Annotated in this window: 27 protein-coding genes; 12 read left to right on the top strand and 15 right to left on the bottom strand. The window is 63.7% G+C overall.

What is annotated here, in order from left to right; genetic code table 11:
* Positions 1 to 75 precede the first annotated feature (75 nt).
* The 5 genes from NKH04_RS27665 to NKH04_RS27645 all read right to left on the bottom strand — a co-directional run bounded on the left by NKH04_RS27665 (position 76) and on the right by NKH04_RS27645 (position 5,027).
* Positions 76 to 882 carry an ABC transporter permease gene (locus NKH04_RS27665; protein WP_352920295.1) on the bottom strand — a complete coding sequence of 269 codons (807 nt, stop codon included), beginning with the start codon at positions 880 to 882 and terminating at the stop codon, positions 76 to 78.
* A gap of 4 nt (positions 883 to 886) precedes the next feature.
* Complete coding sequence (locus tag NKH04_RS27660; RefSeq protein ID WP_352473751.1) at positions 887 to 1,720, bottom strand: ABC transporter permease; 834 nt, start codon at positions 1,718 to 1,720, stop codon at positions 887 to 889.
* 17 nt (positions 1,721 to 1,737) lie between these two features.
* Entirely contained in the window at positions 1,738 to 2,853 is a 1,116-nt protein-coding gene (locus tag NKH04_RS27655) for an ABC transporter substrate-binding protein (protein WP_023677269.1), read from the bottom strand.
* A 67-nt stretch (positions 2,854 to 2,920) separates the two neighbouring features.
* Positions 2,921 to 4,015: an ABC transporter ATP-binding protein gene (locus NKH04_RS27650; protein WP_023677270.1), complete on the bottom strand. Its 1,095-nt coding sequence runs from the start codon at positions 4,013 to 4,015 to the stop codon at positions 2,921 to 2,923.
* Positions 4,016 to 4,139: 124 nt separating this feature from the next.
* Positions 4,140 to 5,027: a LysR substrate-binding domain-containing protein gene (locus tag NKH04_RS27645; RefSeq protein WP_023677271.1), complete on the bottom strand. Its 888-nt coding sequence runs from the start codon at positions 5,025 to 5,027 to the stop codon at positions 4,140 to 4,142.
* Between the two features lie 75 nt (positions 5,028 to 5,102).
* Between NKH04_RS27645 and NKH04_RS27640 the strand changes: the two genes are divergently transcribed.
* Together NKH04_RS27640 and NKH04_RS27635 are read left to right on the top strand one after the other, a co-directional pair.
* Positions 5,103 to 6,695: a zinc-binding metallopeptidase family protein gene (locus NKH04_RS27640; RefSeq protein ID WP_352473793.1), complete on the top strand. Its 1,593-nt coding sequence runs from the start codon at positions 5,103 to 5,105 to the stop codon at positions 6,693 to 6,695.
* Positions 6,696 to 6,728: 33 nt separating this feature from the next.
* Entirely contained in the window at positions 6,729 to 7,661 is a 933-nt protein-coding gene (locus NKH04_RS27635; RefSeq protein ID WP_023677273.1) for a dimethylarginine dimethylaminohydrolase family protein, read from the top strand.
* A gap of 80 nt (positions 7,662 to 7,741) precedes the next feature.
* On the opposite strand, the gene NKH04_RS27630 is transcribed toward NKH04_RS27635, so the two are convergent.
* Positions 7,742 to 8,749, bottom strand: coding sequence for an ornithine cyclodeaminase family protein (locus NKH04_RS27630; protein WP_352817112.1), 1,008 nt, complete (start codon positions 8,747 to 8,749; stop codon positions 7,742 to 7,744).
* Between the two features lie 155 nt (positions 8,750 to 8,904).
* On the opposite strand from NKH04_RS27630, the gene NKH04_RS27625 reads away from it, so the two are divergent.
* Positions 8,905 to 9,366, top strand: a complete 462-nt coding sequence (locus tag NKH04_RS27625) for an Lrp/AsnC family transcriptional regulator (protein ID WP_023677275.1) — start codon at positions 8,905 to 8,907, stop codon at positions 9,364 to 9,366.
* A 107-nt stretch (positions 9,367 to 9,473) separates the two neighbouring features.
* Here NKH04_RS27625 and NKH04_RS27620 read toward each other — a convergent pair whose 3' ends face one another.
* A complete protein-coding gene (locus NKH04_RS27620) occupies positions 9,474 to 9,857 on the bottom strand; it encodes a YybH family protein (protein ID WP_352473747.1) in 384 nt (127 codons plus the stop codon).
* A gap of 152 nt (positions 9,858 to 10,009) precedes the next feature.
* Positions 10,010 to 10,759: an SDR family NAD(P)-dependent oxidoreductase gene (locus NKH04_RS27615; RefSeq protein WP_352473745.1), complete on the bottom strand. Its 750-nt coding sequence runs from the start codon at positions 10,757 to 10,759 to the stop codon at positions 10,010 to 10,012.
* A gap of 97 nt (positions 10,760 to 10,856) precedes the next feature.
* On the opposite strand from NKH04_RS27615, the gene NKH04_RS27610 reads away from it, so the two are divergent.
* Positions 10,857 to 11,750, top strand: coding sequence for a LysR family transcriptional regulator (locus NKH04_RS27610; RefSeq protein ID WP_352473744.1), 894 nt, complete (start codon positions 10,857 to 10,859; stop codon positions 11,748 to 11,750).
* Positions 11,751 to 11,840: 90 nt separating this feature from the next.
* Here the strand turns inward: NKH04_RS27610 and NKH04_RS27605 are convergent, their stop codons facing one another.
* Positions 11,841 to 12,269: a VOC family protein gene (locus tag NKH04_RS27605; protein ID WP_352473742.1), complete on the bottom strand. Its 429-nt coding sequence runs from the start codon at positions 12,267 to 12,269 to the stop codon at positions 11,841 to 11,843.
* A 216-nt stretch (positions 12,270 to 12,485) separates the two neighbouring features.
* On the opposite strand from NKH04_RS27605, the gene NKH04_RS27600 reads away from it, so the two are divergent.
* A complete protein-coding gene (locus tag NKH04_RS27600; protein ID WP_352451471.1) occupies positions 12,486 to 13,688 on the top strand; it encodes an MFS transporter in 1,203 nt (400 codons plus the stop codon).
* 97 nt (positions 13,689 to 13,785) lie between these two features.
* On the opposite strand, the gene NKH04_RS27595 is transcribed toward NKH04_RS27600, so the two are convergent.
* Positions 13,786 to 14,688: a sigma-70 family RNA polymerase sigma factor gene (locus NKH04_RS27595; RefSeq protein WP_352473741.1), complete on the bottom strand. Its 903-nt coding sequence runs from the start codon at positions 14,686 to 14,688 to the stop codon at positions 13,786 to 13,788.
* Between the two features lie 204 nt (positions 14,689 to 14,892).
* Between NKH04_RS27595 and NKH04_RS27590 the strand changes: the two genes are divergently transcribed.
* The 7 genes from NKH04_RS27590 (at position 14,893) to NKH04_RS27560 (ending at position 23,986) form a co-directional block, all read left to right on the top strand.
* Positions 14,893 to 16,299 carry an MFS transporter gene (locus tag NKH04_RS27590; RefSeq protein WP_352473740.1) on the top strand — a complete coding sequence of 469 codons (1,407 nt, stop codon included), beginning with the start codon at positions 14,893 to 14,895 and terminating at the stop codon, positions 16,297 to 16,299.
* A gap of 433 nt (positions 16,300 to 16,732) precedes the next feature.
* Positions 16,733 to 17,929, top strand: a complete 1,197-nt coding sequence (locus NKH04_RS27585; protein WP_352473739.1) for an acyltransferase family protein — start codon at positions 16,733 to 16,735, stop codon at positions 17,927 to 17,929.
* 2 nt (positions 17,930 to 17,931) lie between these two features.
* Positions 17,932 to 19,038, top strand: a complete 1,107-nt coding sequence (locus NKH04_RS27580; RefSeq protein WP_352473738.1) for a glycosyltransferase family 2 protein — start codon at positions 17,932 to 17,934, stop codon at positions 19,036 to 19,038.
* A gap of 6 nt (positions 19,039 to 19,044) precedes the next feature.
* Complete coding sequence (locus NKH04_RS27575; RefSeq protein ID WP_502896437.1) at positions 19,045 to 20,073, top strand: glycosyltransferase family 2 protein; 1,029 nt, start codon at positions 19,045 to 19,047, stop codon at positions 20,071 to 20,073.
* A 9-nt stretch (positions 20,074 to 20,082) separates the two neighbouring features.
* Positions 20,083 to 21,870 carry an ABC transporter ATP-binding protein gene (locus NKH04_RS27570; RefSeq protein WP_502898640.1) on the top strand — a complete coding sequence of 596 codons (1,788 nt, stop codon included), beginning with the start codon at positions 20,083 to 20,085 and terminating at the stop codon, positions 21,868 to 21,870.
* A gap of 1,081 nt (positions 21,871 to 22,951) precedes the next feature.
* Positions 22,952 to 23,170 carry a hypothetical protein gene (locus NKH04_RS27565; protein ID WP_292659780.1) on the top strand — a complete coding sequence of 73 codons (219 nt, stop codon included), beginning with the start codon at positions 22,952 to 22,954 and terminating at the stop codon, positions 23,168 to 23,170.
* Positions 23,171 to 23,281: 111 nt separating this feature from the next.
* Complete coding sequence (locus tag NKH04_RS27560) at positions 23,282 to 23,986, top strand: SOS response-associated peptidase (RefSeq protein ID WP_352473737.1); 705 nt, start codon at positions 23,282 to 23,284, stop codon at positions 23,984 to 23,986.
* On the opposite strand, the gene NKH04_RS27555 is transcribed toward NKH04_RS27560, so the two are convergent.
* From NKH04_RS27555 to NKH04_RS27535, 5 genes are all read right to left on the bottom strand, one after another.
* Positions 23,983 to 24,243 (bottom strand): hypothetical protein, encoded by a 261-nt coding sequence (locus NKH04_RS27555; protein ID WP_352451464.1) that lies wholly within the window; start codon positions 24,241 to 24,243, stop codon positions 23,983 to 23,985. The genes NKH04_RS27560 and NKH04_RS27555 overlap by 4 nt on opposite strands.
* A gap of 3 nt (positions 24,244 to 24,246) precedes the next feature.
* Entirely contained in the window at positions 24,247 to 24,504 is a 258-nt protein-coding gene (locus tag NKH04_RS27550) for a hypothetical protein (protein ID WP_352473735.1), read from the bottom strand.
* A 146-nt stretch (positions 24,505 to 24,650) separates the two neighbouring features.
* Positions 24,651 to 24,800 (bottom strand): hypothetical protein, encoded by a 150-nt coding sequence (locus NKH04_RS27545; RefSeq protein WP_023677295.1) that lies wholly within the window; start codon positions 24,798 to 24,800, stop codon positions 24,651 to 24,653.
* 3 nt (positions 24,801 to 24,803) lie between these two features.
* Positions 24,804 to 25,133, bottom strand: a complete 330-nt coding sequence (locus NKH04_RS27540; RefSeq protein ID WP_352920286.1) for a DUF2934 domain-containing protein — start codon at positions 25,131 to 25,133, stop codon at positions 24,804 to 24,806.
* 128 nt (positions 25,134 to 25,261) lie between these two features.
* Positions 25,262 to 25,897, bottom strand: coding sequence for a BA14K family protein (locus NKH04_RS27535; protein ID WP_352473733.1), 636 nt, complete (start codon positions 25,895 to 25,897; stop codon positions 25,262 to 25,264).
* Positions 25,898 to 26,126: the final 229 nt, after the last annotated feature.

Below are 26,126 nucleotides of genomic sequence, written 5' to 3'. Positions count from 1 at the left end.
CGTGTTGAACTACTTATAACGAAAATCGTAGCGCAAGGTTTCATTTGCGCCAGTCACCACGGCGTGAGGCGGCCCTCACTGCGCCGCGCGCAGCCTGACCACGACGCTGCGCGCCACAAGCACCAGCACGGTGATGACGATCAGGATCACCGAGAGTGCGGCGATCGCCGGGTCGATGTTGTCGCGCAGGCCCATCCACATCAAGCGCGGCAGCGTGATGGCGTTGACCGAGGTGATAAACAGGGTGACGCCGATCTCCTCCCAGGACAGCACGAAAGACAACAACGCCGCGGTGACGATGCCGAACTTGATGTTGGGCATGATGATGCGGGTGGCGCGCTCCCACACGGTGGCGCCGAGGCCGCGGGCGGCGAGGTCGATGCGGCGGTCGAGCTGGCTGAGCGACACCAGGATCAGCACCGTGGCGAAGGGCACCGTCATCACCGCATGCGCCATGACGACACCCAGCCAGGTGTCATAGCCGAAGAACGACGAGAACCCGGAGATCGAGGTCAGCAGGAAGTAGAGCGTGATTGCCGAGACCACCGGCGGCACCACCATCGGCAGCAGCACGAAACCGACCAATGCTGCCGTGAAGCGCGGCTGGAACATCCAGATGCCGAGGCTGAAGCAGAGCGCCAGCACGGTGGAAAAGGCGCTGCTGACGATGCCGATCCTGATCGAGAGCAGGATCGAATCGATCCAGCGCGGATCCTCGATCAGCGCCCGGTAATGGCGCAGCGACAATTCGCCCGACGGCATCGCCAGCATGCGGCTCGGCGTCAGCGATACCGGGATGACGGCGAGCAGCGGCAGCAGCAGGAACAGCGCGACGAGGGCGGCGAGGACCAGCGAGACGGGACCGGGGCGGTAGGTCGGCATCGCGCTACACCAGTTGCTTGGGTCTGATATAGCGGAACAGCAGCGCCATCAGCGCGCCGACAAACAGCACCAGCACGACACTGATTGCGGCGCCCAGGCCCCAGTCCGGGCTCTGGAAGATGCGAAGGTAGATCAGCTCGGCGATCATCACGCTACGGCCGCCGCCGAGGATCGCCGGCGTGACGAAGAAGCCGAGCGAAAAGACGAAGACGATCAGCGCCGAGCCGATGATGCCGGAGCTGGTCATCGGCACGAATACCGACCAAAAGGTGCGCATACGGCTGGAGCCGAGGCCGCGCGCCGCCAGCAGCACACGGTCGTCGAGGCTGCGCATCGATGAGGCCAGCGGAAACACGGCGAAGGGAATGAGGAAATGCGTCATGCCGACGATAACGCCGAACTCGTTGCGCACCAGCGCCAGCGGCTCTGAGATGAAGCCGACCGCCTGCAGCCAGGTGTTGATCAGGCCGCGATTGGACAAAAGCGCCACCCAGCCGAAGGCGCGCGTCAGCACCGAGATCCAGAACGGCACCAGGATGCAGAACTCGGCCACGACGCGCTGCACCGGCGTGCCGCGTACCCAGACAACGGTGATGGCGTAGGCGGCGACAACCGAAACGATCGTCACGATCGCGGCGATACGCAGCGTGCGGATGAAGACCGACTGCACCAACTGATCCGTGAGCAGCGCATTGTACTGCCCCAGCCCCGGCGTGGGCAGGGTGAAGCTCCATTTAACCACGCCAAGGAATGGCCAGGCATAGGCCAGCACAAGAAAGAGGAGCAGCGGCGCCATCAACAGCGCCGCGCCCATCCTGTCGGAGAGGTATGCTCTCATCCGGTTATCCCGGCTTGTCAGGCGGAGATGATCTTCGTGTATTCGTCGAGTGCCGCCCCGTAGTTCTTGGCGTACCAATCCATGTCGAGCGGGATCTGCTTCTTCATGTTCTCGGGATCGACCGGATTGATGCGCCTCTTGTCGGCGGGTATCAGCGCATCGGTGGCCGGGTTGGCCGGACCCTGACCGAGCTTTTCGAACATGATGAGTTCCTTCTCCGGGTCCTGGGTGCTGGCGATGAACTTCATCGCCGCGTCCTTGCCGCCGGGATTGCCCTTGAGCACGGCGAGCGCGCCGGGCGAGATCAGGCCCTGGTCCCAGATGAACTTGATCTTGCCGCCGGAATCCTGCTCGATGAGCGAAGCCCGGGTCGACCAGACGATCGCCATCGAGGCCTCGCCATTGAGCAGCACGCTCTGGCTTTCGGCGCCGCCACCCCAATAGGCGACGACGTTTTCCTTGAAGGCGGCGATCTTGTCATGCGCGCGCTTGAGGTCGAGCGGGTAGAGCGATGCCGGTGCGATGCCGTCGGCGAGCAGTGCCGCTTCCCAGCTCGACACGCCCCATTTGTAGAGCGAGCGCTTGCCGGGGAATTTTGCCACGTCGAAGAAGTCGGCCATGCCGGTTGGTGCCTGGCTGCCGTATTTCTCGGCATCATAGGCGATGACATAGGAGAAGAAATAGGTCGAGGCGGCGTATTCCCAGCCGAAGCCCGGCCGCATCTTCTTCTTGTCGACGACCGCATAATCGATCGGCTCGAGCATGCCTTGGGCGCCGAGCGTGATGGCCGAGAACGGATCGACGTCGACCAGGTCCCAGGTCGGGGCGCCGCTCTTGAACTGCGCCGCGATCGCGCCTTCGGTCGGGCCGGAGCCGTCCATCTTAACGACAATGCCGGTTTCCTTGGTGAAGGCCTGGCCGTAAGCCGCGTCATAGGCGGTAATGGCGTCGCCGCCCCAGTTGACGAGCACCAGTTCCTTAGCCGCGGCAAAGGCGCCGGTCGAGCGCAGCAGCATCGGCGTGCCGGCCAGCACCAGTGCGGCCAGCTGCGTAAACTGCCGGCGCGAGATCTCGCCGCGCACTGCCCTGGCGGATAGCGCCTCGATGGAATTTTTCTTGGTTTGGTTTGTCATGTCAGTTCCCCTTTTTTGTCGTTGATATTTCCTGAAAGTCAGCTTGGCGAATTCGCCGCGCCGATCGTCATTGTCCTCCGTTCGGAAGGAGGAAGCCTTTCTCCGCCGGCCAGGTCAGCCAGACGGAATTGCCCTTGCTGAGCGCGGAAGCGGCGACCTCGTTCGGCACAGAGATCGTCACCTTGGCGCCTTGCCGCGTCGTCAGATCGAGCCGCGTCGCAGCGCCGAGATAGGTCGAGGCGACGGCAGTCGCGGCAATGCCGTTCTCGCCTGTCGCGGCTTCGCGGGCGATCGACATGTATTCGGGCCGGATCGCCAGGATGGCGTCGCCCCGGACCTTCTCGGCCTTGCAGCGCATGCTGATCGCGCGGTCTTCGCAGAGGCCCGTCGAGCCATTGTTGGCCGGGCGTACGCCCTTCAGCGGCAGCATGTTGATCTCGCCCAGGAACTCGGCGACGAAGCGGTTGTCCGGCCGGTCGTAGACCTCGTCCGGCGCGCCGACCTGCAGCAATTTGCCGTGGTTGAAGATGGCGACGCGAGATGACAACGCCAGCGCCTCGCTCTGGTCATGGGTGACGAAGACGAAGGTGGTGCCGGTCTCCTGGTGCAACCGCTTCATCTCGGCCTGCATCTGGCCGCGCAGGCCCTTGTCGAGTGCTGAAAACGGCTCATCGAGCAAAAGTACGCCCGGCTCGAACACCAGCGCCCGCGCCAGTGCGACCCGCTGCTGCTGGCCACCGGACAATTGCGACGGCAGTTTCTTTTCGTGGCCCTTGAGCCCGACGCGCTCGATCATTTCGCCGACGCGGCGTTTGATCTCGGCCGCCGGTTTCTTTCGCACCTTGAGCGGAAAGGCGATGTTGGCCTCGACGCTCATATGCGGGAACAGCGCATAGCCCTGGAACACCATGCCGGCGGCACGCTGCTCGGCCGGCCGCTCGGTGATGTCGACGCCGTCGCTGTAAAGGCGACCGTCGGTCGGCTGAATGAAGCCGGCAAGGATCATCAGGAAGGTGGTCTTGCCGGAACCGGAGGGGCCGAGCAGGGTGAGGAACTCGCCACGGCCGATATCGAGCGTCAGATCGTCCAGCGCACGGAACGAGCCGAAGCTCTTGCCGATCCCGATTGCCTTGATCTCTGCGGCCCGGCCGGGTTGCTGCATCCTGCCCTTTCCTTAGCGTAGCCGAAATCGTAGGCAGGGCGGCGGCTCACCGCAACCGAATAGTTTTCGCCTGATCGGCAAATTTGATTCATCTATGCGCCAATCTCCCCCTCGAGGGGGGAGATTAACGCTGGTTCTCCGACAGCTTCGACCGCAGCCACCGCCCAAACGCCTCCAGCACCGGATGCGCCGCCTTGGCGTGCTCGGAAACCAGAAAATACGAGCGCGGTGAATTGATCGCTATGTCGAAGGGGCGGACCAGCCGGCCTTCGCTCAGTGCCCGGCCGCTGGTCAGCTCGTCGCCCATGGCGATGCCCTGGCCGGCGATCGCCGCCGAAAAGACCAGGTTCATGTCGGAAAAGAAGATGCCGCCTTCCGGGTCGGGGTTCTCGACCTTGGACAGCGCCAGCCAGCGCGCCCAGTCCTCGGTATCGCCGAGATGCAGGAGATTGGCGCGCAGCACGTCGGCCGGCTTGGAGAAGCCGCCGATCTTGTTGAGCAGCGTCGGGCTGCACAGCGGCGTAAAGGAGATCCCGCACAACAGCTCGACCGCGCGGTTTGGCCAATTGCCGACGCCGAAGGCGATGAAGGCATCGGCCTCGGCATTGCTCACGTCGTCGAGACGGCGCGGCGTCAGGATGCGCAGCGCGACATCGGGGTACATCTGCCGGAACTCGCCGATATGGGTGCACAGGAACAGCGAGGCGAAACCCGGCGTACAACTGACGCTGAACGAGCCGCCGATGCCGGTGCCGGCATGGCGTGTCACCGCGTCGCCCAGCACCGTCAGCGCCTTGCGCACGTCGCTGGCATAGCGCTGGCCGCGCGGCGTCAGCGCCACGCCCTTGCCAATGCGCTCGAGCAGGTCGAAGCCGAGATCGCGTTCGAGCAGGCGAAGCTGATGGCTGACTGCGCTGCGGGTCAGATGCAGTTCGTCGGCGGCGCGCCAGACGCTGCCGTGGCGGGCAAAACTGTCGAGGGCGCGCAGCGCCTGCGTCGAGGGAATTCTCAAGAGGTGAACCGAATTTGCATGAGCCGGGAAAACATATCACTTTTTGGCGGGGCGCTTCACTGCTTTCTTTCCGCCATGGAGAAACCGGTGACCTCCGCGCAAGTGACCGCACTTGCCTTTCTGGATGACATCCAGCCGTCGCTATCGGCGTGGACGCGGGCGATCTTCGATTTCGGCGAGACCGCCTGGCGCGAATACCAGTCGGCCGCCTGGTATGTCGAGCATCTGAAGCACGAAGGCTTTTCCGTCGAGGAAGGTTCTGGCGGCATGCCGACCGCCTTCTGCGCCCACTGGGCCAATGGCGCGGGGCCGACCATCGGCCTGTATGCCGAGTATGATGCAGTGCCCGGCAATTGCCAGGATGCTGCGACGGTGAAGCGACCGCGCCCGGGCCTCGGCGAACAGGCTGGCGGCCACACCGATCCGCATTCCGGCCTCGGCATTGCCAGCCTCGGCGGGCTGCTGGCGACCAAGGCGGCGATGCAGCGCCACGGCATATCAGGCACGCTGCGCTTCACCGGCGAGCCGGCGGAGAAGGTGCGCGGGTCGAAGCCGATCCATGCCGCGAAGGGCTATTACGATGGGCTAGCGGGCATGGTCTCCTTCCATCCTTTTTATATGCTGCCGCTCTGCAATACCGCGCGCTGGGATACGCATTGCGGTGCGGCCTATGCGATGATCTACCGCTTTGTGTGCGACGAGCCGGAACATTGGGCGAGGGCGGCAGGCGGCGCAGCACCCATCCCGCAGGCGCATTCGGCAGTCAGGGCGCCCGGCGCCAACGACGCGCTGATGATGATGTATATGGCGTCCAAGGCGCTGCGCGATTCCATGCTGCCGCATCAGGGCGGCTGGTCGATCAGCGAGGCGATCCTGACGGCGGGCCAGGCGACCGCCGACAATCTGCCGGCCGGGCTGGCCGAGATCCAGTACATGATCCGCGTGCCGACGCTGGCGATGGCCGAGCAGGTCACCGCCGTGCTCGACCGCAATGCGGAAGCCGCAGCCAGGATGAGCGGCTGCCGCCATGAGCGGCACTGGGTGTCGAAGTCGCGGCCGGGGCTGGCCAATCACGTCATGGCCGGTATTGCCTTCGACGCGCTGGCGGCGGTCGGGCCGCCGTGCTGGGACGAGACGGCCAAGGCGATCGCCCGCGAAGTCCAGCTCAATGCCGGGGGCGAGGCGACCGAGGAACCATTCATCGACGAACTGGACCGGCTGATTGCACCACAGGCGGCCGAGGCGCTCCTGCGCCGCGACCTGCCGCCTTGGCAGCTCAATTCCACCTCTGACGATTACACCGACATGTCGTGGCATACACCGACGGCACGATTCTACGTCGCCCGGCCGGCGCTGCGATCCGAGAACGGCCACGCGTTTCCGTCCTGGGCTATGAATGCGCTGGGCGGCATTTCTGCCACCATCGACCCGATGGTCATCTGCGCCGCAAAGACGGTCGCGCTGGCAGCACTTCGCCTGTTGGAAGACGAGGCTGCGCGCGACGCGGCGATGGATGAATTCGTCACCCGCACCGGCGGCGGCATCGGCGGCTCGAACTGGATCGCGCCGCTCTGCGACTACGATCCGCCCATCGGATTTCGCTGGCCGGAATACATCACCACCCCGCGCGGACGGGATTGGTGGATACCAGGCAACCAAGCCGCATGATCAACCAAGCCGCCCTTCACGAGGAGAAACCCCATGACCGTCCATGACCGCATCGTCGCCGAGCCGTTTTCGCTGCAGCACCGCAACCCGGCCGGCGGAACCAAGCCGCTGACCGCCTGGGGCTTCGCCAACGAGACCGACGTGCTGACCGACGTGCTGCTCGGCTCGCCGAATTTCCTGCGCCATCTCTCGACCAGCTCGCTGTCGCGCAAGCACCTGCGCGAAGCGCCATGCAACGTCCAGATCGCGCAGGCGCAGCACAAGGACCTGGTCGCCGCCTATGAGCATTTCGGTGTCAACATCCACTGGCACGAGCCGACGCCGGAACTGCCGATGCAGGTCTACTCGCGCGATTCCAGCGTCATGACGCCGTACGGCGCCATCATCACCGCCATGTCGCAATGGTGGCGGCGTGGCGAGAACTACGCGGCGATCCGCACCTATGAGAAGCTCGGCATCCCGATCTATGATATGGTCACCGCCGGCACGTTCGAGGGCGGCGACTTCAACGTCATCGAGGACGGCGTCGTGCTGATCGGCTGCGGTGGCGCCCGCACGCAGGAGGAGGGCGCGCGCCAGGTCCAGGCCTGGTTCGACAAGGAGGGCTGGGAGACCCGCATCGCCTTCATCGACGAGTATTACGTCCATATCGACCTGATGGTGGTGCCGATCGCCGAAAAGCTGACCGCCGTCTGCCTTGCCTGTACAGAGCCCGGCATCGTCGACTGGCTGAAGGGCAAGGGCCACGAGATCATCGACGTGCCGTTCCAGGATACTATGGCGCTCGGCTGCAACTTCATGTCGCTGGGCAAGGACAGGGTAATCGCCCCGACCTCGAGCCAGACGCTGATCGGCCAGCTCAAGGCGCGCGGCTTCGAGGTGGCGGCCATCGACATGAGCGAGATCTCGAAGACCGGCGGCGGCATTCACTGCATGGCGCAGGCGCTGAAGCGCGAGCCGGCCTGAGGGGCCGGCCTTTAGCCCGGCCGCTTGCGCGAAAGCGCCACTGTCAGCACCGTCGATCCCGCCTGGCGTGCGGCGCGCCCCTACAGCACGATGAGCTTTCCCTTGCGCAGACGCCGGGCGCAACGATAGACGAGGTCGGCAGCGACCATGTCTTCCATCGCAATGCCCATCGCCTTGTAGGTGGTGATCTGTTGATCCGAAACGCGGCCCGGCGCGCGGTCGAGCAGCATGGCGCCAAGCTCGGTGCCGAAATCCGGGTCGAAGCCGGCAAGCTCGCAAGATCCGACCGGGGTCGGTTTGAATGCATCCTTGGTTTCGACAAAAAGACTGGATCTGCCGATGAGCTCGATCGGCATTTCACCGCCGGGCGGCGCCACCCCGACCGAGGAGACATGCGTGCCCGGCTGGACCCAGCCTGCGTCGATCACCGGCTGGTAGGAGTGGGTCGCCAGGCACACCACGTCGGAACTGCGCACTGCCGTCTCGAGATCGGCGACCGCCACCACCGACGGATGCAGCCGGGCAAGCGCTGCCGCATCGTCGAAGCTCTTCGAAGCGACACGGATTTCGGCAAAGTCGCGCACCAAGGGCAACAGATGCAGGTGCTGGTTGGCCTGCACGCCGGCGCCGACCACGGTCGCTATCCTGGCGTCCCTGCGGGCAAGGGTGCGCACCGACAGCACGGCGGAGCCGGAGGTCCGCACCGCGGTTATGAAGGTGCCGTCCATGATACACACCGGCAGGCCGGACAGCGGATCAAACAGGGTGATGGTGGCGAGGTGGCTGGGCAGGTTCTTGGCCAGGTTGCCTTCGAAGACGTTGACGATCTTGACGGTCAGGTTCATGCCCTCCATCCAGGCCGGCATGGCGAGGCTGTAGCCGGCCTCGGGGATGTCGAGCTGTGGTCGGGGTGGATTGACGACCCTGCCTTGTGACAGCGCCTTGAAGCCGTCTTCCAGAACATCGAGAAGCTGACTGAGGTCGATGCATTCCATCACATCGGTTTCGCTCAGCACCAGGATCTCGGTCGCTCCCTTGCTGATTTCTGCCGCACTCTTGCCGGCTGGGCTGAACGCTTCCTTGGTCATCCTGCACTCCTGTGTTCGAAATCGGCTCACCACGTTTGCTTTCAGCGGTGAGGGAAGCGCAGGCTATTGCGAGGTTTTATGTTGTGAAATACGTTGATTTCGGTGTCTCTGCGTGAAATCAACACGCAAATCCCTTAGATAGCGTGGATTGTGAAATGAGCGACCTCGACCAGATAGACCGCAGCCTGCTCCGGTTGCTCCAGGAAGACGGACGCCGGACGACGCTTGATCTTGCCGGGCGTGTCGGGCTGTCTCCGACCGGAACCAGCCAGCGGGTTAAGCGCCTGTTCCGCGACGGGTTCATCACCGCGGTCAGGGCCATGCTCGATCCGCGCAAGGTCGGCCGGGGAACGCTGGTGTTCATCGAGGTCCGGCTTGACCACACGGCGCCTCATGTCTTTGACCGCTTCGCCGAAGCCGTGGCGAAAGCTCCGGAGGTTCTGGAGTGCCATATGGTGGTTGGCGGTTTCGATTATCTGGTCAAGGCGCGGATCGCCGATATGGCGGTGTTCCAGGATTTCCTGCAGCGGGTCATCCTGCCGCTGCCCGGCGTGCGCGAAACGCACACGTTCGCCTCCATCGCCGATGTCAAGCCGAACGCCCTTTTGCCGGTGTGATCGGGTAGAGGAGGGGAACGCTGTTCAGGGCGACCTGCATCGCATCTTCGCCATCTAATCGCTCCCCCCTGGCGCGCCTTCAGGTGCAGCGATGCCGGAGACCGGCTCTAGCCTTGCTGGGTCAGCAGGTTTGCGTCGCGTGCGAGCCGCCACTCACCATCCGCCTCCTTGCGCAGGAGCGTCAGCGCATATCCCGATCGATGGACCGGCTCGCCATTCGGCGGGGTCGCGGTCATATTGATGCGGCTGCGGATGAAGGCCCAAGTGCCGAGAAGCTGTAGTTCCACGATATCGCTCGTGCCGTCGATATGAACGCCGGCCGTCTCCCGCGCGGCTGCCGCGAAGATCTCCTTGTCGAAGGGTTCCCGGCCGGGAACCATGAAGATCGCGTCGTCCGTCATTAAGCTGAGGACGGTCGCGATGTCTCCACGCTTGCTCGCATCCATCCACGTCTCGACCAGCTTTCGGATTGCTGTTTCGTCGCCCGTCATCCGTTACCTCCCTGGCATCTCGCCGTCATCGATGGCGCACGGCGCTCCTTCCTCGCTGCTACATAGGGCTTAGATCGCTCTCGTCATCGATTGCAGTGCGTCGCGCCGCGGGTAGCACGGTCAGCGAGCCGGCAGGTTCGCGCCCTCCATGCCTATCGCCAGCCACCGGAGGCGGTGATGCGCTCGCCGGTCAGCCAGGACGCTTCGTCGGAGGCGAGGAACACCGCGACGCGGGCGACGTCGTCGGGCAGGCCGAAGCGACCGAGCGGCGTCATGGCTATAATCTGCTTCTCGAATTCGCTGCCGACGATGCCGATGCGCGCGAGGCCCTCGGTATCGATGCCGCCGGGCGCGATGGCGTTGACGCGGATGTTGCGTGCGCCGAGCTCCCGCGACATCGACAGCGTGATCGTGTCCACCGCACCTTTGGTCGCGGCGTAGACGAGCGAGTTCGGTTGCGGATTGCGGCTGGCGACCGAGCTTATGTTGATGATGCTGCCGCCGCCCGCGCCAAAATGGTTCACTGCTGCTTGCGTGGTCAGAATGATGCCCAACACATTGGTGTCGAACTCGCGGTGAAACTCGGCCTCGGTAACCGCTTCCAGCGGCTCGAATGCGAAGACTCCGGCATTGTTGACCAGTATGTCGAGCCCGCCAAACTCCAATTTCGCCGCCTCGAACAGGCGGCGCACATCAGCCGCTTGCGACACGTCGCCCTGGACGGCGACGGCGCGGCCGCCACGGTCCTCGATCTCGGCGACGACGCGGTCGGCGCCTTCCCGTGACGAGGCGTAGTTGACGACCACTGCGGCGCCGGCCGTGGCAAGACTCTTGGCGATGGCGGCGCCGATACCGTTGGAGGCGCCGGTGACGATGGCGACCTTGCCGTTCAGCTTGCTCATCAAATCTCTCCTTTGTTGACGATGAGCGGTATTTAATCATGATCGAAACGCGTATTATGGTGCCCACAATCCGTTCTTTCGTTCCTGGAATTCCGGAATGACCACCATCCTCGAAAAGACCGCCGGTCTCGTCGCCTTCGTCCGAACCGTCGATGCCGGCTCTTTCCATGCCGCCAGCCGGCTGGTCGGCTCCAGCCCGTCGGCAGTGTCGAAAAGCGTGGCGCGGCTCGAGCGTCGGCTCGGCGTCAGGCTGATCCAGCGCTCGACGCGCCGGCTCGGGCTCACCAGCGAAGGCATCGTCTATTACGAGCGCGTGGCGCCGCTGCTCAGGGCGCTGGACGATGCCGAAGACATCGTTCAGATGGCCGATACGGCGCGCGGCCTGCTGCGCGTTACAGCGCCGGTCGAGCTTGGGCGTGGCCTGATCGCGGCATGGGCGCAAGCGTTCCTTGCGCAGCACGGCGCAGTCAAACTGGAGCTCAGCGTCACCGACCGTCACGCCGATCTGATCCGCGAAGGCTATGACGTTGCGGTGCGCATGGGGCCGCTCTCAGACACCGGGCTCGTCGCGCGCAAGATCGCCAATCTGCCGATCATGCTGGTGGCCTCACCGGCCTATGTCGAGCGGCGCGGCCGTCCGGCATCGGTCGAGGATTTACGGGACCATGAATTCGTCCGCCACCAGATGGCTGGCCGGCCTTATCCGGTCACATTTGCCGACGGTACGATGATCGTGCCGGATGGGCGGCTCGATACCGATGACGGCGGCGCCATCCGCAATGCCGCACTTGCCGGCGCCGGCATCGCGCATCTCATGCAGTTTGCGGTGCAGGACGATCTCGACACGGGCCGCCTGGTCCGCATGCTGCCCGAGGTGGCGATGCGGACCATGCCGGTGCACATCGTCCATGCCTACGGGCGGCAGCTACCGGTCCGGGCGCGGCTGTTCGTCGACTTCCTTGCGGGCCAAATGGCGGCGCTGGCGCGATAGCGCAGGGCTCCGTGGCAAAGACAGCGGCGGCTTCGAGATTACCCTGTTAGTAGCACAAGCGACCCCCGCCTTCGTTACCTGTCCATAGAGCTAGAACGTGATCTTAACTGAATCGGCGCTGCGGTTGGCCGCGCCGTGGTGGACGGCCTCGATGTTGTTGCCGTCGGGGTCGAGCAGGAAGGCGGCGTAATAGCCGGGATGGTAGGATCGCTCGCCCGGCGCACCATTGTCGGTGCCGCCGGCCTCAAGCCCGGCCCTGTAGAAGGCATCGACCATGGCGCGGTCATTTGCCTGGAAGGCCAGGTGGTGGCGGCCGGTCAGCTTTCCCAGGGCCGCCGGGCTGTCGGGGCTGGAGATGAACAGCTCGTCGGCCCAGAAATAATCATTGCCGGCGCCACCGATCGGTATGCCGAGCACGTTGAGAACCGCCTCGTAGAAACGACGGCTGGCCTTGAGATCCCTGACCACCAGATGGAGGTGGTCGATGAGACGCCCGCGATGAAGTTCCTGATTTGCCATGCTTGACAGCTCCTGATCGCCGGTTGGAAATCTAGCTTCGAATGGTGCGCGGTCAATCCAGAAAGCCGTGGAATGGCGCCATCGCGCCGACTGGATAAAAAATGCAACCGGATTGTCGGATTCATGACATATCCAACGTCCTTCGGACGCAAGCGGCTCGGCGAAGCTCGAAAAGGTCGTGCCGTATCAACGCTTCCGGCATGGGAGAAAAGTGAAATGAGCCTTCCCTATCGTTGGGTTATCGTCGCGGCTGGTGCGCTGATGACCTGTGTCGCCCTCGGGGCGATGTTCTCGCTGGCGATCTTTCTCGAACCGATGGCGCTTGACACACAATGGTCGCGCGCCGGCATATCGAGTGCGATGACGCTGAACTTCCTGGTAATGGGCCTCGGCGGCTTCGCCTGGGGCGCCATTTACGACCGCTTTGGCGCCCGCATCGTCGTCATGACCGGCGCCGTGCTGCTCGGCCTGGCGCTGGTCCTGGCCAGCCGCACCGGTTCGCTGCTCGTTTTCCAGTTGGCCTACGGCGTGCTCGTCGGCCTCGCGGCAAGCGCCTTCTTCGCGCCGATGATTGCGCTGACCTCCGCCTGGTTCGACACGAACCGCAGCCTCGCCGTCTCGCTGGTCTCGGCCGGCATGGGCGTGGCGCCAATGACCATCTCGCCCTTCGCCCGCTGGCTGATTTCGGCCTACGACTGGCGCACCGCAATGTTCGACATCGGCATAACCGCGTGGGTGCTGCTACTGCCGGCCGCGCTTCTGGTGCGCCAGCCGCCCAAGCCCGCTGCCGACGGCGCTGCCCCAAGCGTTGCCGCCGAGGGTGCCGGCATGACGGTTCCGCAGGCGCTGCGCTCGCCGCAATTCATCGTGTTGGGACTGACCTTCTTTGCCTGCTGCGCGGCGCATTCCGGGCCGATCTTCCACATGGTGAGCTATGCCATGCTGTGCGGCATAGCGCCGATGGCGGCGGTCAGCATCTACAGCATCGAGGGCCTGGCAGGGCTGGGTGGCCGGCTGCTTTACGGCGTGCTTGCCGATCGGTTGGGCGTCAAGCCGGTGCTGATCACCGGGCTGGCCATACAGGCCGTGGTCATCGCAGCCTATCTGGCGGTCAGCGAGCTTGGTCAATTCTACACGCTCGCCGTCATCTTCGGCGCCACCTATGGCGGCGTCATGCCGCTCTATGCGGTGCTGGCGCGGGAATATTTCGGCCAGCGCATCCTCGGTACGGTGTTCGGTGCAGTAACCATGCTGTCCAGCCTCGGCATGGCTTTCGGCCCGCTCGCCGGCGGCATGGTGTTCGATGCCTATGCCAGCTATTCCTGGCTGTTCATCGGCTCGGCCCTTGTCGGGCTTGGCGCGATGGCGATTGCGATCGCCTTCCCGCCGCTGCCGCGCAGGGAGTTGCAACCGGCTTAAAGCAGGATCGGTGGAAAAGGGCGGCCGCTTGGATGGCAAGCGGCCGCGATCCAAAAATAGCTGGCAGTGTTTGTTCGGCATTATGAAACGCGAATTGCTATGCCCGCAGAGGCACCACCTCGGCGCCGTCAAGCGTGTAGCGCGCATAGCGGAAATCGCGAATTCTCGCCAATCTGTCGCCGGCCCATTCCAGCAGGATAAAGTATTTTAGCCCTCCGGCCGAGTCGTCCGGATCGATCACAAGAATGGCTGGCTGCCGATCCACCAGGCCTGGAAGCAGCCGCCAATCGTGGATACCCGCGTAATTGTGGAAGTACCGGCCCACTTTCGTGCGGCCACTCGCCCGGAGCCGGTTGACGAGGTCAAGCCGGACGTCCTCGGCCAGCATGTCGCGGATCGCATCGAAGTCGCGGGCGTTGAACCGCTCTACATAGGCTGCCAGACGCGCCCGTTCGGGCTCGGCCAACACCGGCACAGGCCGATCGTCAGGCTCGCCGGCGACCTGGCGCAGGCGCAGACGGCCGCGATGCAGTGCGGCTTTCACCGCCGGAACGCTGCTGTCGATAATGTTGCCGATCTCTTCGATCGTATAGCCGAGCACATCCATGAGGATGACGCTGCTACGCTGCGCCGCGGGCAGGCGCATGAAGGTCTGCAGGCTTGCGGCTGCAGTGTGTCGACCCTCGGCCGACATACCGGGGTCAGGGATCATATCGATATCCTCAACGACATGCGCGGCATCCAACCTGGCACGACGGCGTAGGTGGTCGAGCGCGGCATTGTGCGCGATGCGAAACAGCCAGCCCTCGACATTGGCTATCGGCCCGGTCCCGGGGAACGCCTCGAGCGCCTTGACCGTAGCTTCCTGGACGACATCCTCGGCATCGATCACCGAACCGGTCATGCGGGCGCAATAACGGTGCAGTTTCGGCCGCAATTCGCCGAGCAGCCGGTCGAATGGCTCCCGTCCTTCTGGCGTGCCGATTGCGGATCCGGTCATCGCACAAGGGTCGATCTCATGCGTATCTCCCAGGCAGAGGCGCCCGCCATCGGGCGCAGCGTCTTATAGACGCTCGACGATGGCAAAAGGATTCGGTCGAAAAAACTTTCTCCTGCTGGAATCCTTTGATGTTCCCTACGCGTCTCTGGATCACGGGCCCGTCAACCTGGCGGGCCCTTTGTTCAAGCCGGAGGCGCCATAGTCATGAGCAAGCAAAGTGCGGGATCAACGAAGGTCTGGGTTCTCGCCCTCACGTCGATAGGCTCCTTGATGGTCGTTCTCGATGCGATGGTCGTGGCGACGGCATTGAGCACGATGCGCGTCGAGCTCGACGCCTCGCTGGAGACGCTGCAATGGACGATGAACGCCTATAATTTGAGTTTTGCCGTCCTGCTCATGACCGGGGCTGCGCTCGGTGACCGGTTCGGCCGCCGCCGTACGCTCGTTGCCGGATTGGCGTTGTTCGTCGCAGCGTCGGTTGCGTGCGCGCTCGCTGGCAATGCCGGATTGCTGATTGCGGCCCGTGCGGTCCAGGGCGCAGGTGCCGCGATGGTCATGCCGCTGGCCATGGCGCTGCTGAGCGTCGCTTTTCCTCCGGAGGAACGAGGCAAGGCGCTGGGTATCTTCAGCAGCATCACCGGCCTGGCCCTGATCATCGGCCCGATAGCGGGCGGTGCGATTTCCGAAGGCCTCTCCTGGCACTGGATCTTCTGGCTCAATGTCCCGGTCGGCATCGTTCTCATCCCGCTGGTGCTGCGTCGGATTCCGGAGAGTCACGGGCCGGGCACGGTTATCGATGTCCTCGGCGTCGTGCTGGTAACTGCGGCGGCATTCGGAGTGGTCTGGGGCCTGATGCGCGGCAACATCGTGGGCTGGAGCAGCTCTGAAGTGCTGACGGCGCTGACGGCCGGGCTGCTTCTCGCCATCGCGTTCGTCCTTTGGCAGCTGCGTGCCCGTGAGCCCATGCTGCCTTTGCGGTTCTTTCAGGCGCGCGCATTCTCCTCGGGCGTAGGGGCGAACTTCCTGCTTTGCGCCGCCATGTACGGCCTCGTATTCCTGTTGCCGCAGTTTCTGCAGTTTGCCCAGAGCCGTGGGCCGTTCGGCGCCGGCATGGGATTGCTGCCTTGGACCGCCACGCTTTTCGTGGTCGCACCGATCGCCGGCAGCCTGATCAACCGAGTCGGCGAGCGCTGGCTTGTGGTGGCCGGACTGATCCTGCAAGCGGCTGGCATGGCCTGGCTGGCGCAGATCGCCGCACCTGATCTGCCCTACGTTCAGCTAGTCGCCCCGCTGATCATTACCGGTGCCGGCGTGTCGATGGCCATGCCTGCCGCGCAGAACGCGGTTCTCAATGCGGTCGCCCGGCCGGAGGTCGGCAAGGCTGCCGGCACGTTCAACACATTCCGCTTTCTCGGCGGCGTATCCGGGATCGCGATCGCCGGTGCGGTGTTCGCCGGCACTGGAAGCTTCTCGTCCACCGACGCGTTCAGCGATGGCTTCACCTCGGCAATCGACGTCTCCGCTCTGCTCTCGCTCGCCGGCGCGCTCGTCGGATTGGGGCTCCCGGAGCGTCGCGCAGTGGCGCTCGCGAATGCCAGCAAGGAGGCGTAACTCGAAGGCGGGAAGCTTGCGCTTGCTCCCACTGTTGTCGCGCTAACAGCAGCCGCGCCAGCGCAGCAAAAAGGTCGCCGAGCGTCGGTTGCCGGCCGGTCCTGTGGCGGGGCATCTGTGTCCAGACCCAGATCTTGCGCCCGTGATGGCGGCGAACATGCTGCATCGCAGCACCCTCTCGCCGATATCGGCGGGCCAAGGCAGTGCGAAAAAATCGTCAAGAATGGACAATTCAGGCTGTTTCCTGCTGTTTTTTGGCTTTTATTAGTCGCGCCTCACGTTCCTGTTTCAAATGTGTCAACTTTTTGTGTTGCGTTGCACAATGGTGGTCCTATTCTGCGCAAGGGGGGCGCTTCCGATTGGAATGCGCCGTGAACGACGCCGCTATATTGACCGATTGGCAGTTTCGCCGTCCCTCCGGCGTATGCCGCTAATGGGAAATGCGCGCGACACCCAATTGGACGCGCTGAGGGCCATCGCCGTGACGATGGTGCTGTACTCCCATTTCTTCGCGGCCGGAGGGTCCTCGTTCTGGGGCCATATCGGCGTGCGCCTGTTCTTCGTGCTGAGCGGCTTTCTGATCACGCGACTGCTGCTGGAAGCCAGAGCGGCCGCCGAATTCGAAACCGGACCGGCGCTGAAATCCTTCTATATCAGGCGGGCGCTGCGAATATTCCCGCCCTATTTCGCCGTGCTGGGTTTCGTCTGGCTGGTGGACCTGGAGCAGTCCAGAGGATCACTGGCCTGGCATGCCCTCTATCTGTCGAATTTCTGGTACGCCGCGCAGAATGAATGGACGCCCTGGCTGCTCTGCCATTTCTGGAGCCTGAGCATCGAGGAGCAGTTCTATATCGCCTGGCCACTGATCGTCCTGCTGGCACCGCGCCAGCGCCTCGAAGCGATCTGCATCGGCGTGATCATGCTGTCGCTGGCCTACCGGTTTTATTGGCCGATCGCGGGAACGCCCGGTTTGGCGCGCGACCTGCTGCCGCCGGCGTCGATGGATGCATTGGCGTCAGGCGCGCTGCTCGCCGCCTACCGGTCAAGAACAGCCGGCTTGCCGCAATGGCTTCGAGCTGGCTGGCCGGGGCTCGCCGCGGCGTTTTTCGTTCTGCAGTGGTTTGCGCCGGCGCCGGCAAATCCGGTGCAGGAATGGGGTCTCTGGCTGCTGTTGCAGATCCTGCCTGTCGCGCCTCTGGTGGTCATCGTTGCAAGCTGTTCAACGGGCATTGGCGGTCGCGTCGGAAAACTTCTCGAACTGCCGCCGCTGCTTGGCCTTGGCCGCATAAGCTACGGCGTCTATCTCTACCATCCCATAGTGCTGGCTCTGGTTGTCAAGTCGCAGCCCTGGATCCCGCTCAACGTCTCGGAGCAAGGGCCGGGGCGGTTCCTGGTCGCGGGAACTGCGACGCTCATGCTGGCTTCGGTTTCGTGGCTGCTTTTCGAAAAGCCGCTCAACAGCCTCAAGCGCCACTTCCCCTATGTTGCTGGAAAAGGCCGAGGCGCCATCTCGGCAGGCATGGACGTGGGCAATGCCGGATGGCTCGCGGCCGGAGCATATCCGGGCAGGCCGCTTGATGGTGGCACGTCACCCTTGCCGCGCAAGCTGCACCGAACCGATCGGAGCTGATCATGGCTGCTGCTCCCTTGGTTTCCGTTCTGCTGCCGATCTACAATGCGGGACCTTATCTCGCCGCTGCGCTGGGCAGCGTCCTGCGCCAGGATTACGAGCGTCTGGAGGTCATCGCCATCGATGACGGCTCGACCGACAACTCGCTGCAGATCCTGCAGAAATACCGCCAGGCCGACAATCGCATCTCGATCATCTCACGCGAAAACCGTGGCCTGATCGCAACTTTGAACGAAGGCCTGGCCGTGGCGCGCGGCGATCTGGTCGCCAGGATGGACGCCGACGACATCGCCTATCCCCAGCGCCTGTCGCGGCAGGTCGCGCTGTTCAACCAGCAGCCTGACCTGGCTCTATGCGGCGCGGGTTTCGATACCTTGCTCGGCAACCGCATCGTCCGGGGTTCGCCCGATCCGATATTCCAGGACAATATCCTGCGAATACTGTCGATGTTCTTCACGATCTTCATGCATTCCACGGTCGTCTACAACAGGAAGGTCATCGAAGAGAGCGTTCTATTTTATGACGAAAGCTACAAGCATGCCGAGGATTTCGACCTGTTCAGGCGGCTGACCGACCGCTACCCGGCGGCCATGATCCCCGAAAGCCTGATCGCCTATCGTATCCATGACGACAGCGTGACCAACAGGCACAAGCGCGAAATGCGCAGGACCCATTTGAAGATCGTCGCCGAGAACCTCGAGCGCGAAGGGCTCGCACAAGAGACGCAAGGCCTGCGCGACATCGGTGAGGTCCTGTCGATGGACACGGTTCGCCGTGCCGCCGAATGGATCCTTGCGCTGGAAGAAAGGATTTCGGCACTGCCGGCCGAGACGAGGCCGAGTTACCAGGCCGGCACGCTGAACCTGTTCTATTTCCACTACCAGCTGATATCGGGGGAAAGGCAGCCGCTGCTGATGCACGAATTCCTGACGCGGACGGCGAAATGGAACCTCATCCGGCGGCGCGAGCAGTACGTGTTTCGGACCGGTGCCTTCGCGCCGCGCTTCAGTCTCGCCTCGATGTCGGTCACCAGGCAGGTGGATGCCCTGTCGCGGTATCTGCAGTCCGTGCCGGCCGCGGCGGTTTTGCCTTCGAACCAGTTGAGCTAGCAACGCATGTTCGTCAAATCGCACCAGCTCCAGCAGCGCGGCCGCTCGACGGTGCCGGCGGCCATGTCGCCGCGGCCGCAGCAAGGACCGGCGCCGGCGGTCAGCTTCATTGTCTGCACACGCGACCGTGTCGCCGTACTCGAGCCCTGCATCAGCTCGATCCAGGCCGCGTGTCGTGCCCATGCCGACTTTGCCGCCGAGCTGGTGGTTGTCGACAACGGCTCGACCGACAGCACGGCCAAACGGCTGGCCAGCATCGCCGAACTGTCGGACATCCCGTTCACCGCCATTTGCGAGCCGCGACCCGGATTAGCGGCCGCGCGCAACGCCGGGCTGGAGCGGGCGCGGGGCCGCGTGCTGGTCTTCGTCGACGATGATTGCGCTGTCCACAAGGATTATTTGCGCGATCTGCAGCGGCACTATGCGGCCGGCGAACGGGTCATCCGCGGCGGCCGCGTCGAGATCGGCGACCCCCGCGACCTGCCGTTCACCATCAAGCGGTCGCCGGTGCGCGCGCGGCTTACGCCGGATGTCCATCCCGGCGGCTTCGTGCTTGGCTGCAACATGACGATGCATCGCGATGTCGCCGCCCGTATCGGGCGGTTCGACGAACGGTTCGGCGCCGGCGGCCCGCTGCGATCGGCGGAGGATACGGACTATCTGGTGCGGGCGGTGCTGCTTGGGATTCCGGTCGAATACGTGCCCGACATGACCATCTATCACCATCACGGCCGGCGCGACCGCAAGGCCATCGAAAAGCTGCATCGCGACTACAGCATGGGCAATGGCGGGCTTTGCCTGAAGCATATCCGCAACGCGCCGTGGCTGCTTCGGCATTTCTACTGGTCGATGAGGGCGGCCTTGCGCGAATTGGGGAAAGGCCCGCTGTTCGACCGTGAACTCCAGCTGTCGCACTGGCCGATCATCGGCATGAACTTGCTGGGCGCGGCCAAGTTCGCGGTGCTTTTGCTGGCGAAATCCCCCGAAACGACGGAAATGCGACAGGAGCAACAGGCAAATGCCGAGGCAAGGTGATCCGCCATCATGCGACTGATGCCGCCCAGCCTACCGATGCTGCGCCGCGCGCTCGGGCAAAAACAGTTGCGTCTGCTTCCGGCCGTGGTGGTGCTCGGGCTGCTCAGCGCCGCGCTTGAAGGCTTCGGCATCGGCCTGATCATCCCGTTGCTGAACATAATCATGGGGCAACAGGGGCAGACCGGCATGGCTGGCTTTTCCGCCGTCTTCCAGCATGTCGGATCGAGCTTGAGCGAGCGCGACCGGCTGATCGTCATATCGGTCGCCATCCTCGGCTCGATCGTGCTGAAGAACCTGTTCGCTTTCGCCAACACGCTGCTGACCACCTTTATCTATGGCAAGGCAAGCCATTCGATCCGCAGCGCGCTGTCGGAGCGGCTGCTGCGGGTGGGCTACCCATTCTTCCTGCAGCAAAGCCCGGGACGGCTGCTCAACATCATCTCCAACGAATCCTGGCGGGCCTCGGATGCCATCCAGATCACGTTGGGGGCAATCGTCAATGCATCGGCCGCAATCATCCTATTGGCCTTCCTGCTGCTCCTGTCGTGGCAGATGACGCTGCTGGTGACGCTGGGCCTGGCGCTGGTCCAGGTCGCGCACGCCGTGCTGTCGGCCAATCTGAAGGCGCCGAGCCGCAGCGTCGCCTCCCGCAACAGCCAGCTCGCATCGCAGATGCTGCATCTGGTGCATGCCGGGCGGCTGATCCGCATTTTTGGCCAGGAGCAACGCGAGAAGGCGGCATTCGACCAGGCATCGGATGCGGTGCGCCGGGCGGCGTTCGTGCTTTTAACCCGCCAGGGAGCTTTGCCGCCGCTGACCGAGGTTCTGCACGCCATGCTGTTCCTGGCGGTGGTGATCGGCGCCTGGTTCGCCAATGTTTCCTTCCCGCTGATCGTCGCCTTCGTCATCCTGCTCTACAGGCTGCAGCCCTACATGCGATCGTTGCAAATGGCCTGGAGCCAGCTGCAGGGCCTCAGCGGATCGCTGGAAGAGGTGACGTGGATGCTGGACCCATCCGACAAGCCAGCGCCGCCGCAAGGCAGCGCAGCGTTCCCCGGGCTCAGCCAAGGCATCAAGTTCGAGGACGTCACCTTTACCTATTCCGGCTCGGAGCAGCGCGCGGTGGTGCTGCATGCGGCGAGTTTCGATATCCGTAGCGGCCGCTCGACCGCGCTGATCGGCCGGTCGGGCGCCGGCAAGACGACGATCGTCAACCTTTTGTGCCGCTTCGTCGAACCGGATAGCGGCAGGATCCTCGTCGATGGATCGCCGCTGGACCGCATAGACCCCGGCCAGTGGCGAAAGCACATCGCGCTTGCCAGCCAGGAGCTGGAGCTGGTCGACGGCACGATTTTCGACAACATCATCTACGGCCAGGACGCGGCCTCGGCCGATGACGCCGAGCGCGCGGCAAAACTGGCCGAAGCGCATGGCTTCATCGAGCAACTGCCGCAGGGTTACTGGACGGTCGTCGGCTACCGCGGCGTCAATCTCTCGGCGGGACAGCGACAGCGGATCGCGCTGGCCAGAGCGCTGGTGCGCGATCCCGATATCCTGATCCTGGACGAAGCCACCAATGCGGTGGACGGCCTGTCGGAAGCGGCAATCGTCGAGACGCTCAAGTCGCGGGCCGGCCGCCGCACTACCATCGTCATCAGCCATCATCGCAGCACCATCTCGTTCTGCGACGACGTCGTGATCCTGAGCCACGGCCGTGTGAAAAAGCAGGCGCCGTTCGCCGCGCTTGCGACGCTCAGCATGGACGAGCTTTACCAGCACGAGGCGCTGGAAGGCTGAGGGCGACCCGCTGCGTGCGCGCGCTGGGAGGTCGTCTCGGATGTCAAGCCGGGTCAAGCATCTCAGGGGCGAGGAAGACCTCCGCCATACGTCTCTACGGGGTTTCTGGGATGATGAGTGATCCCGAGCTTACCCGCTTTTCATCTGGAGCGTACAGAACCAAGGGTCCGCCTGCCAAATCCAGCAATGGCAGGCGGACCCTAATCAGCGCATGAAGGGACTGATTCTGCGCCGATGTCTCCTCGAGGAGGTGACGCCTTCAACTGAAGACGGGCGCAGTTGTTCCCGACGCCGGCCGTACACAAGACCATTGCGCAGGCAGGTCAGACTTAGGTCCCTGTAAACGCGCATCGCTGGCTGGAGTGAACATCGGATCGGCTCGGTGGTAGCGAAACTTCGGCCGGAGATAGATGCAGCCATCGGGTCCCGGAGCATGACCGGCTCGGCGCTGATCATGGGCGGCGATCTGTCCCCGCACGACTGATGCCGAGGGCGCTTGCAGTCCTGCGGAATACGCATCCACCAGCGCCAGTGAAGTTGTCCAAGCGGTACGCAGCGGTCGTCAAGCTGTTGCTAATATGCAGCACAGGCAGCGCTCTATGAACGGCGTCGCTTGGAACCGCTACCTCCGACCAACCGTTAGTGTCACAATGACAAACCAAAAAGTGAGGCTGACGATGGACCCGCTGCAAAACAACACGTTGGAGATCTGGTGTCTTGCGGCCGTTCCGCTGTCGCTGCTCCTCACGGTGTTATTAGCCGGATTTATCCTTTAGCCGGACCCAACGGCGCCGGCTGCGGACCGGGGCCTGGAAGATGAAAATGCCGGCCATTTAGGCACGCTAGGCGTCTCGGACACCCCTGTAGCACCAGGCCGTGGCAGCCTTTCCAACATTGCCATCATAATCGGCTCTTTCGACCGGTCCGGCCCGCAGCGATTGCTCGCAGCCCCGTTGCGAGGGTGAGCATGCGAGCTCGTACGTTTTTTACACAATCTCTGATTGGTGGACTCGCCCGCCGCCATCGACGTTAATTTTGCGTTAGCGACAGGAGGGGGGAGATCGCTAAAGGGAGGAAGAAAATGAAAGAAAACTACGATCTGACGATCGACTACGACGACGAACCTTACGACAACAAGCCTTACGATCTAGCCACATTCGCAAGGAAGCACGGGCTCAACATTCGAGCCGCCGAGCTTCTTCTTTTCGCCAAAGGCCCGTCTCGAGCGGCCTGCGATGCCGCGGCGAGGGCTTTTCTCGCCGCAGTCGCCGCACAAGCTATGAGACAATCGGCGCGGTAAGTCTCACAAACCATTGCTGACACGGCCTGCCGTGTCAGCAACCCGACGCACAGCGCTGGAAATTCCAGGCCGTTTCCAACAAGATGCCTGAGCATCCGGGAATGGCCTGAAATGTGCAATCTCTACAACATCACGACCAGCCAGGAGGCCATCCGCCAGTGGACCCGCGCCTTGCGCGACATCCTCGGCAATCTCGAACCCTCGATCGACACCTATCCCAACCAGCCAGGCCCTGTGGTGCGCAACACGCCGGACGGCGAACGCGAATTGGCCAATCTGCTGTGGGGCATGCCGACGCCACTGGAGCGGGTCAAGGGCAAGGCCGACTATGGCACCACCAATATCCGCAATCCGCAATATGGCCACTGGCAGCAATATCTCGGCATCGAGAACCGCTGCGTGGTGCCTGTCACCAGCTTCGCCGAGCCTAGCCCGACGCCCGGCGACAAGGACCACGAGACCGGCATCCAGCGCAACTACTGGTTTGCACTCGGCGAGGACCGCCCGCTGTTCTTCTTTGCCGGCCTGTGGACGCGCTGGCATGGCCTTCGCAAGGTCAAGGACGGCCCCGCCGATCACCAGGTCTATGGCTTCATGACGACCCAGCCCAACGCGCTGATCGCGCCGATCCACGAAAAGGCAATGCCGGTGATCCTGACCACGCCGAAAGAAACCGAGACCTGGCTGACGGCGCCATGGTCGGAGGCAAGGCACCTGCAGCGCACGGCGCCCGATGATGCGCTGGTGATCGTCGACAAGCCGGCGACACAGATCAAGTTTCCGCAGCAGGCGCCGGCGCAAGGCTCGTTGTTTTAGCGCTTGAATTTCTGCAGCACCCAGATGTAGCCCTTGGGCGGATGGTCCTGGTCGATGAACTGCGTCTTCACCGTCGTGTCCTTGCGGCTGCATCGTTTGCACCTGAACCTGATCGCTTCCAGCGGCTTGCTCCAGCCCACCACCTGGGCCACGTCATTCGCCCTGAAGCGTCCGACATGGTAGCAATGGCCGCACTCCACGATGAGCAGCATGTTGGCCTTGGCGGCACGCCCAACGCTGTCCATCGGCCCGGCCATGGCTCAATTCCGGGTCGAGTAATCCTCGGGCAGCGGAAGCAGGCCAAGCTCCGCCATCCGGTAATCGGGCTCCTTCTCCGCGACGCTGGCCAGCACCTCGTGCAATTTCTCGACAAGCCCGCAAAGCTGCCAGAACAGCTCGCCATGCGCCTTCAGATGCAGTTGCGACGACAGCACCGTCTTGCGCAGGCTCAAAGTGTCCCTGATCGCCTCCGCATCCCTCGCCGACAGCCTGTCGAACCGGCTTTTTCGTCTGCCCATCGCGGCTCTCCTCGATTTGTGAGCAACCGCCCCGCCTGCTGACAAATAGGAAGGCATTCCTCGCAGAGTCAATTCGCTCTTGACATTTTTGTTCCCGTTTTGTTCAATATCAACTAATGGAGGCACCGAAGCGACAGCACGCCGCCTCAATGCCTCTTGAAATACTGCACCTCACGTTCGTGCTTTTCGGCGGCCTCGCGGGTATCGAAGGTGCCGAGATTGCGGCGCTTGCCGGTCTTTTCGTCCTTCTTGCGCGAATAGAGGCGGTATTTTCCGTCTTTGAGTTTTCTGATCATCTGTCACTCCCCGAGCCGCTGCTTCCCCTTAAGGTTGCGCGCGGCTTGTTCGATAGCCGCCCTGTCGTTTCCCAGCCTGTCGATCAGCTCCTGCGCCTGTTCGCCCGATATGCCGGTGCGCACCGCCAGGGCCTCCACCGTCAAAACGTCGGAGCTCGCGACCTCGCGGGTTTCCGGCAGGGCATCGCCTGCCGTCAGTGGCAGGGCCGCCTCCCTGTCGATCTCGGCCCCGGCCCGGTGCCAGTGCCGCTCGGGATCGCCATGGATCCCGCCTTCGCGTACCCAGATCTGGTATGCGCGCTCACGAATCTTGTCTTCCCGGTCGTCGCCCATGTTGATTTCTCCTTTGGGTATCGGATGAACGCCGCGCCAACCCGAACGATCCAAGAAATCTGCGTGATCGTTGGGTGGGGTCGCACAAGGCGCCATGCACTGCGGCCGCCAGCCACCCCACGGCCTGCCTACTCGCACTGCCTGCGCGGCCCGCCCGAATACGGCTGATAGCTGTTGTCCTCCGGTCGATATGACCGGTAGCGGCTGAAGCAGTATTGCACGTGGTCGAATGAGAGCTCGGCGGCGCCGGATTCATCCGATGGCGCGTAGCCCTCCACCGACGACGTATCGCTCGCCTCGAAATAGCTGCCGTCATCGGCGGCGCCGAGATAGGGCGAGATGCAGGGGCGCTGTTGTCCGCTGTAGGATGTGTAGTGGTTGTCGTCCGGCCTGTAGGAGCGGTAGCGGCTGGCGCACCATTCCACGTGGGCGGCGGGCAGCGTCTGCTGCTCTTCCGCTGGTGGCTGGATAGAGCCGGTCGCGGTAATGTCGGCTGTCGACGCTGCGGCGGCATCGGTGGGTTTCGAGGTGCGATCGACTTCCGAGGTGCGAACGGGGACCGGGCGGGCCGGGAGGCGCTCGAGGCGCTGCGAGGCCGGGTTCACCGGTCGCGGGTCCTTGGCCCACAGTTCGGCGACGCTGGAGACCGGGGCGGCCGGCCGTACCGGCTTGGCTATTAGAAGCCAGGTGGCGAAGGCGAGGCCGCTGGCGAATACGGCGAGCGTCAGCACGAAGCCGCCGAAGATTGCGAATAAGGCTTTCATGCCGCGCTCCTTCGCCTCCCGGTTAAGGAAATGCGGGGGCGGGGAATCCGGTTCCAGGAAGAGGGTGGGGGCAGGGCACTTAAAGGAGGACCCCTCTCTCCGTGGCGGGGGGGCCGCGCCACCACAACCCCGGTTGGGGGGGGCGGCCCCAACCCCCATAGGGGGGGTTGAGTGCAGGCCCCAATTTGACACCAAATACACGAGGGAGGCGCCCCCCCGGCTTTCGGCG

The organism is Mesorhizobium sp. M1365 (assembly GCF_040317865.1).
GTDB lineage: Bacteria > Pseudomonadota > Alphaproteobacteria > Rhizobiales > Rhizobiaceae > Mesorhizobium.
The sequence above is the reverse complement of the archived record's forward strand: the minus strand, read 5'-3'. Positions and strand labels throughout refer to the sequence as shown.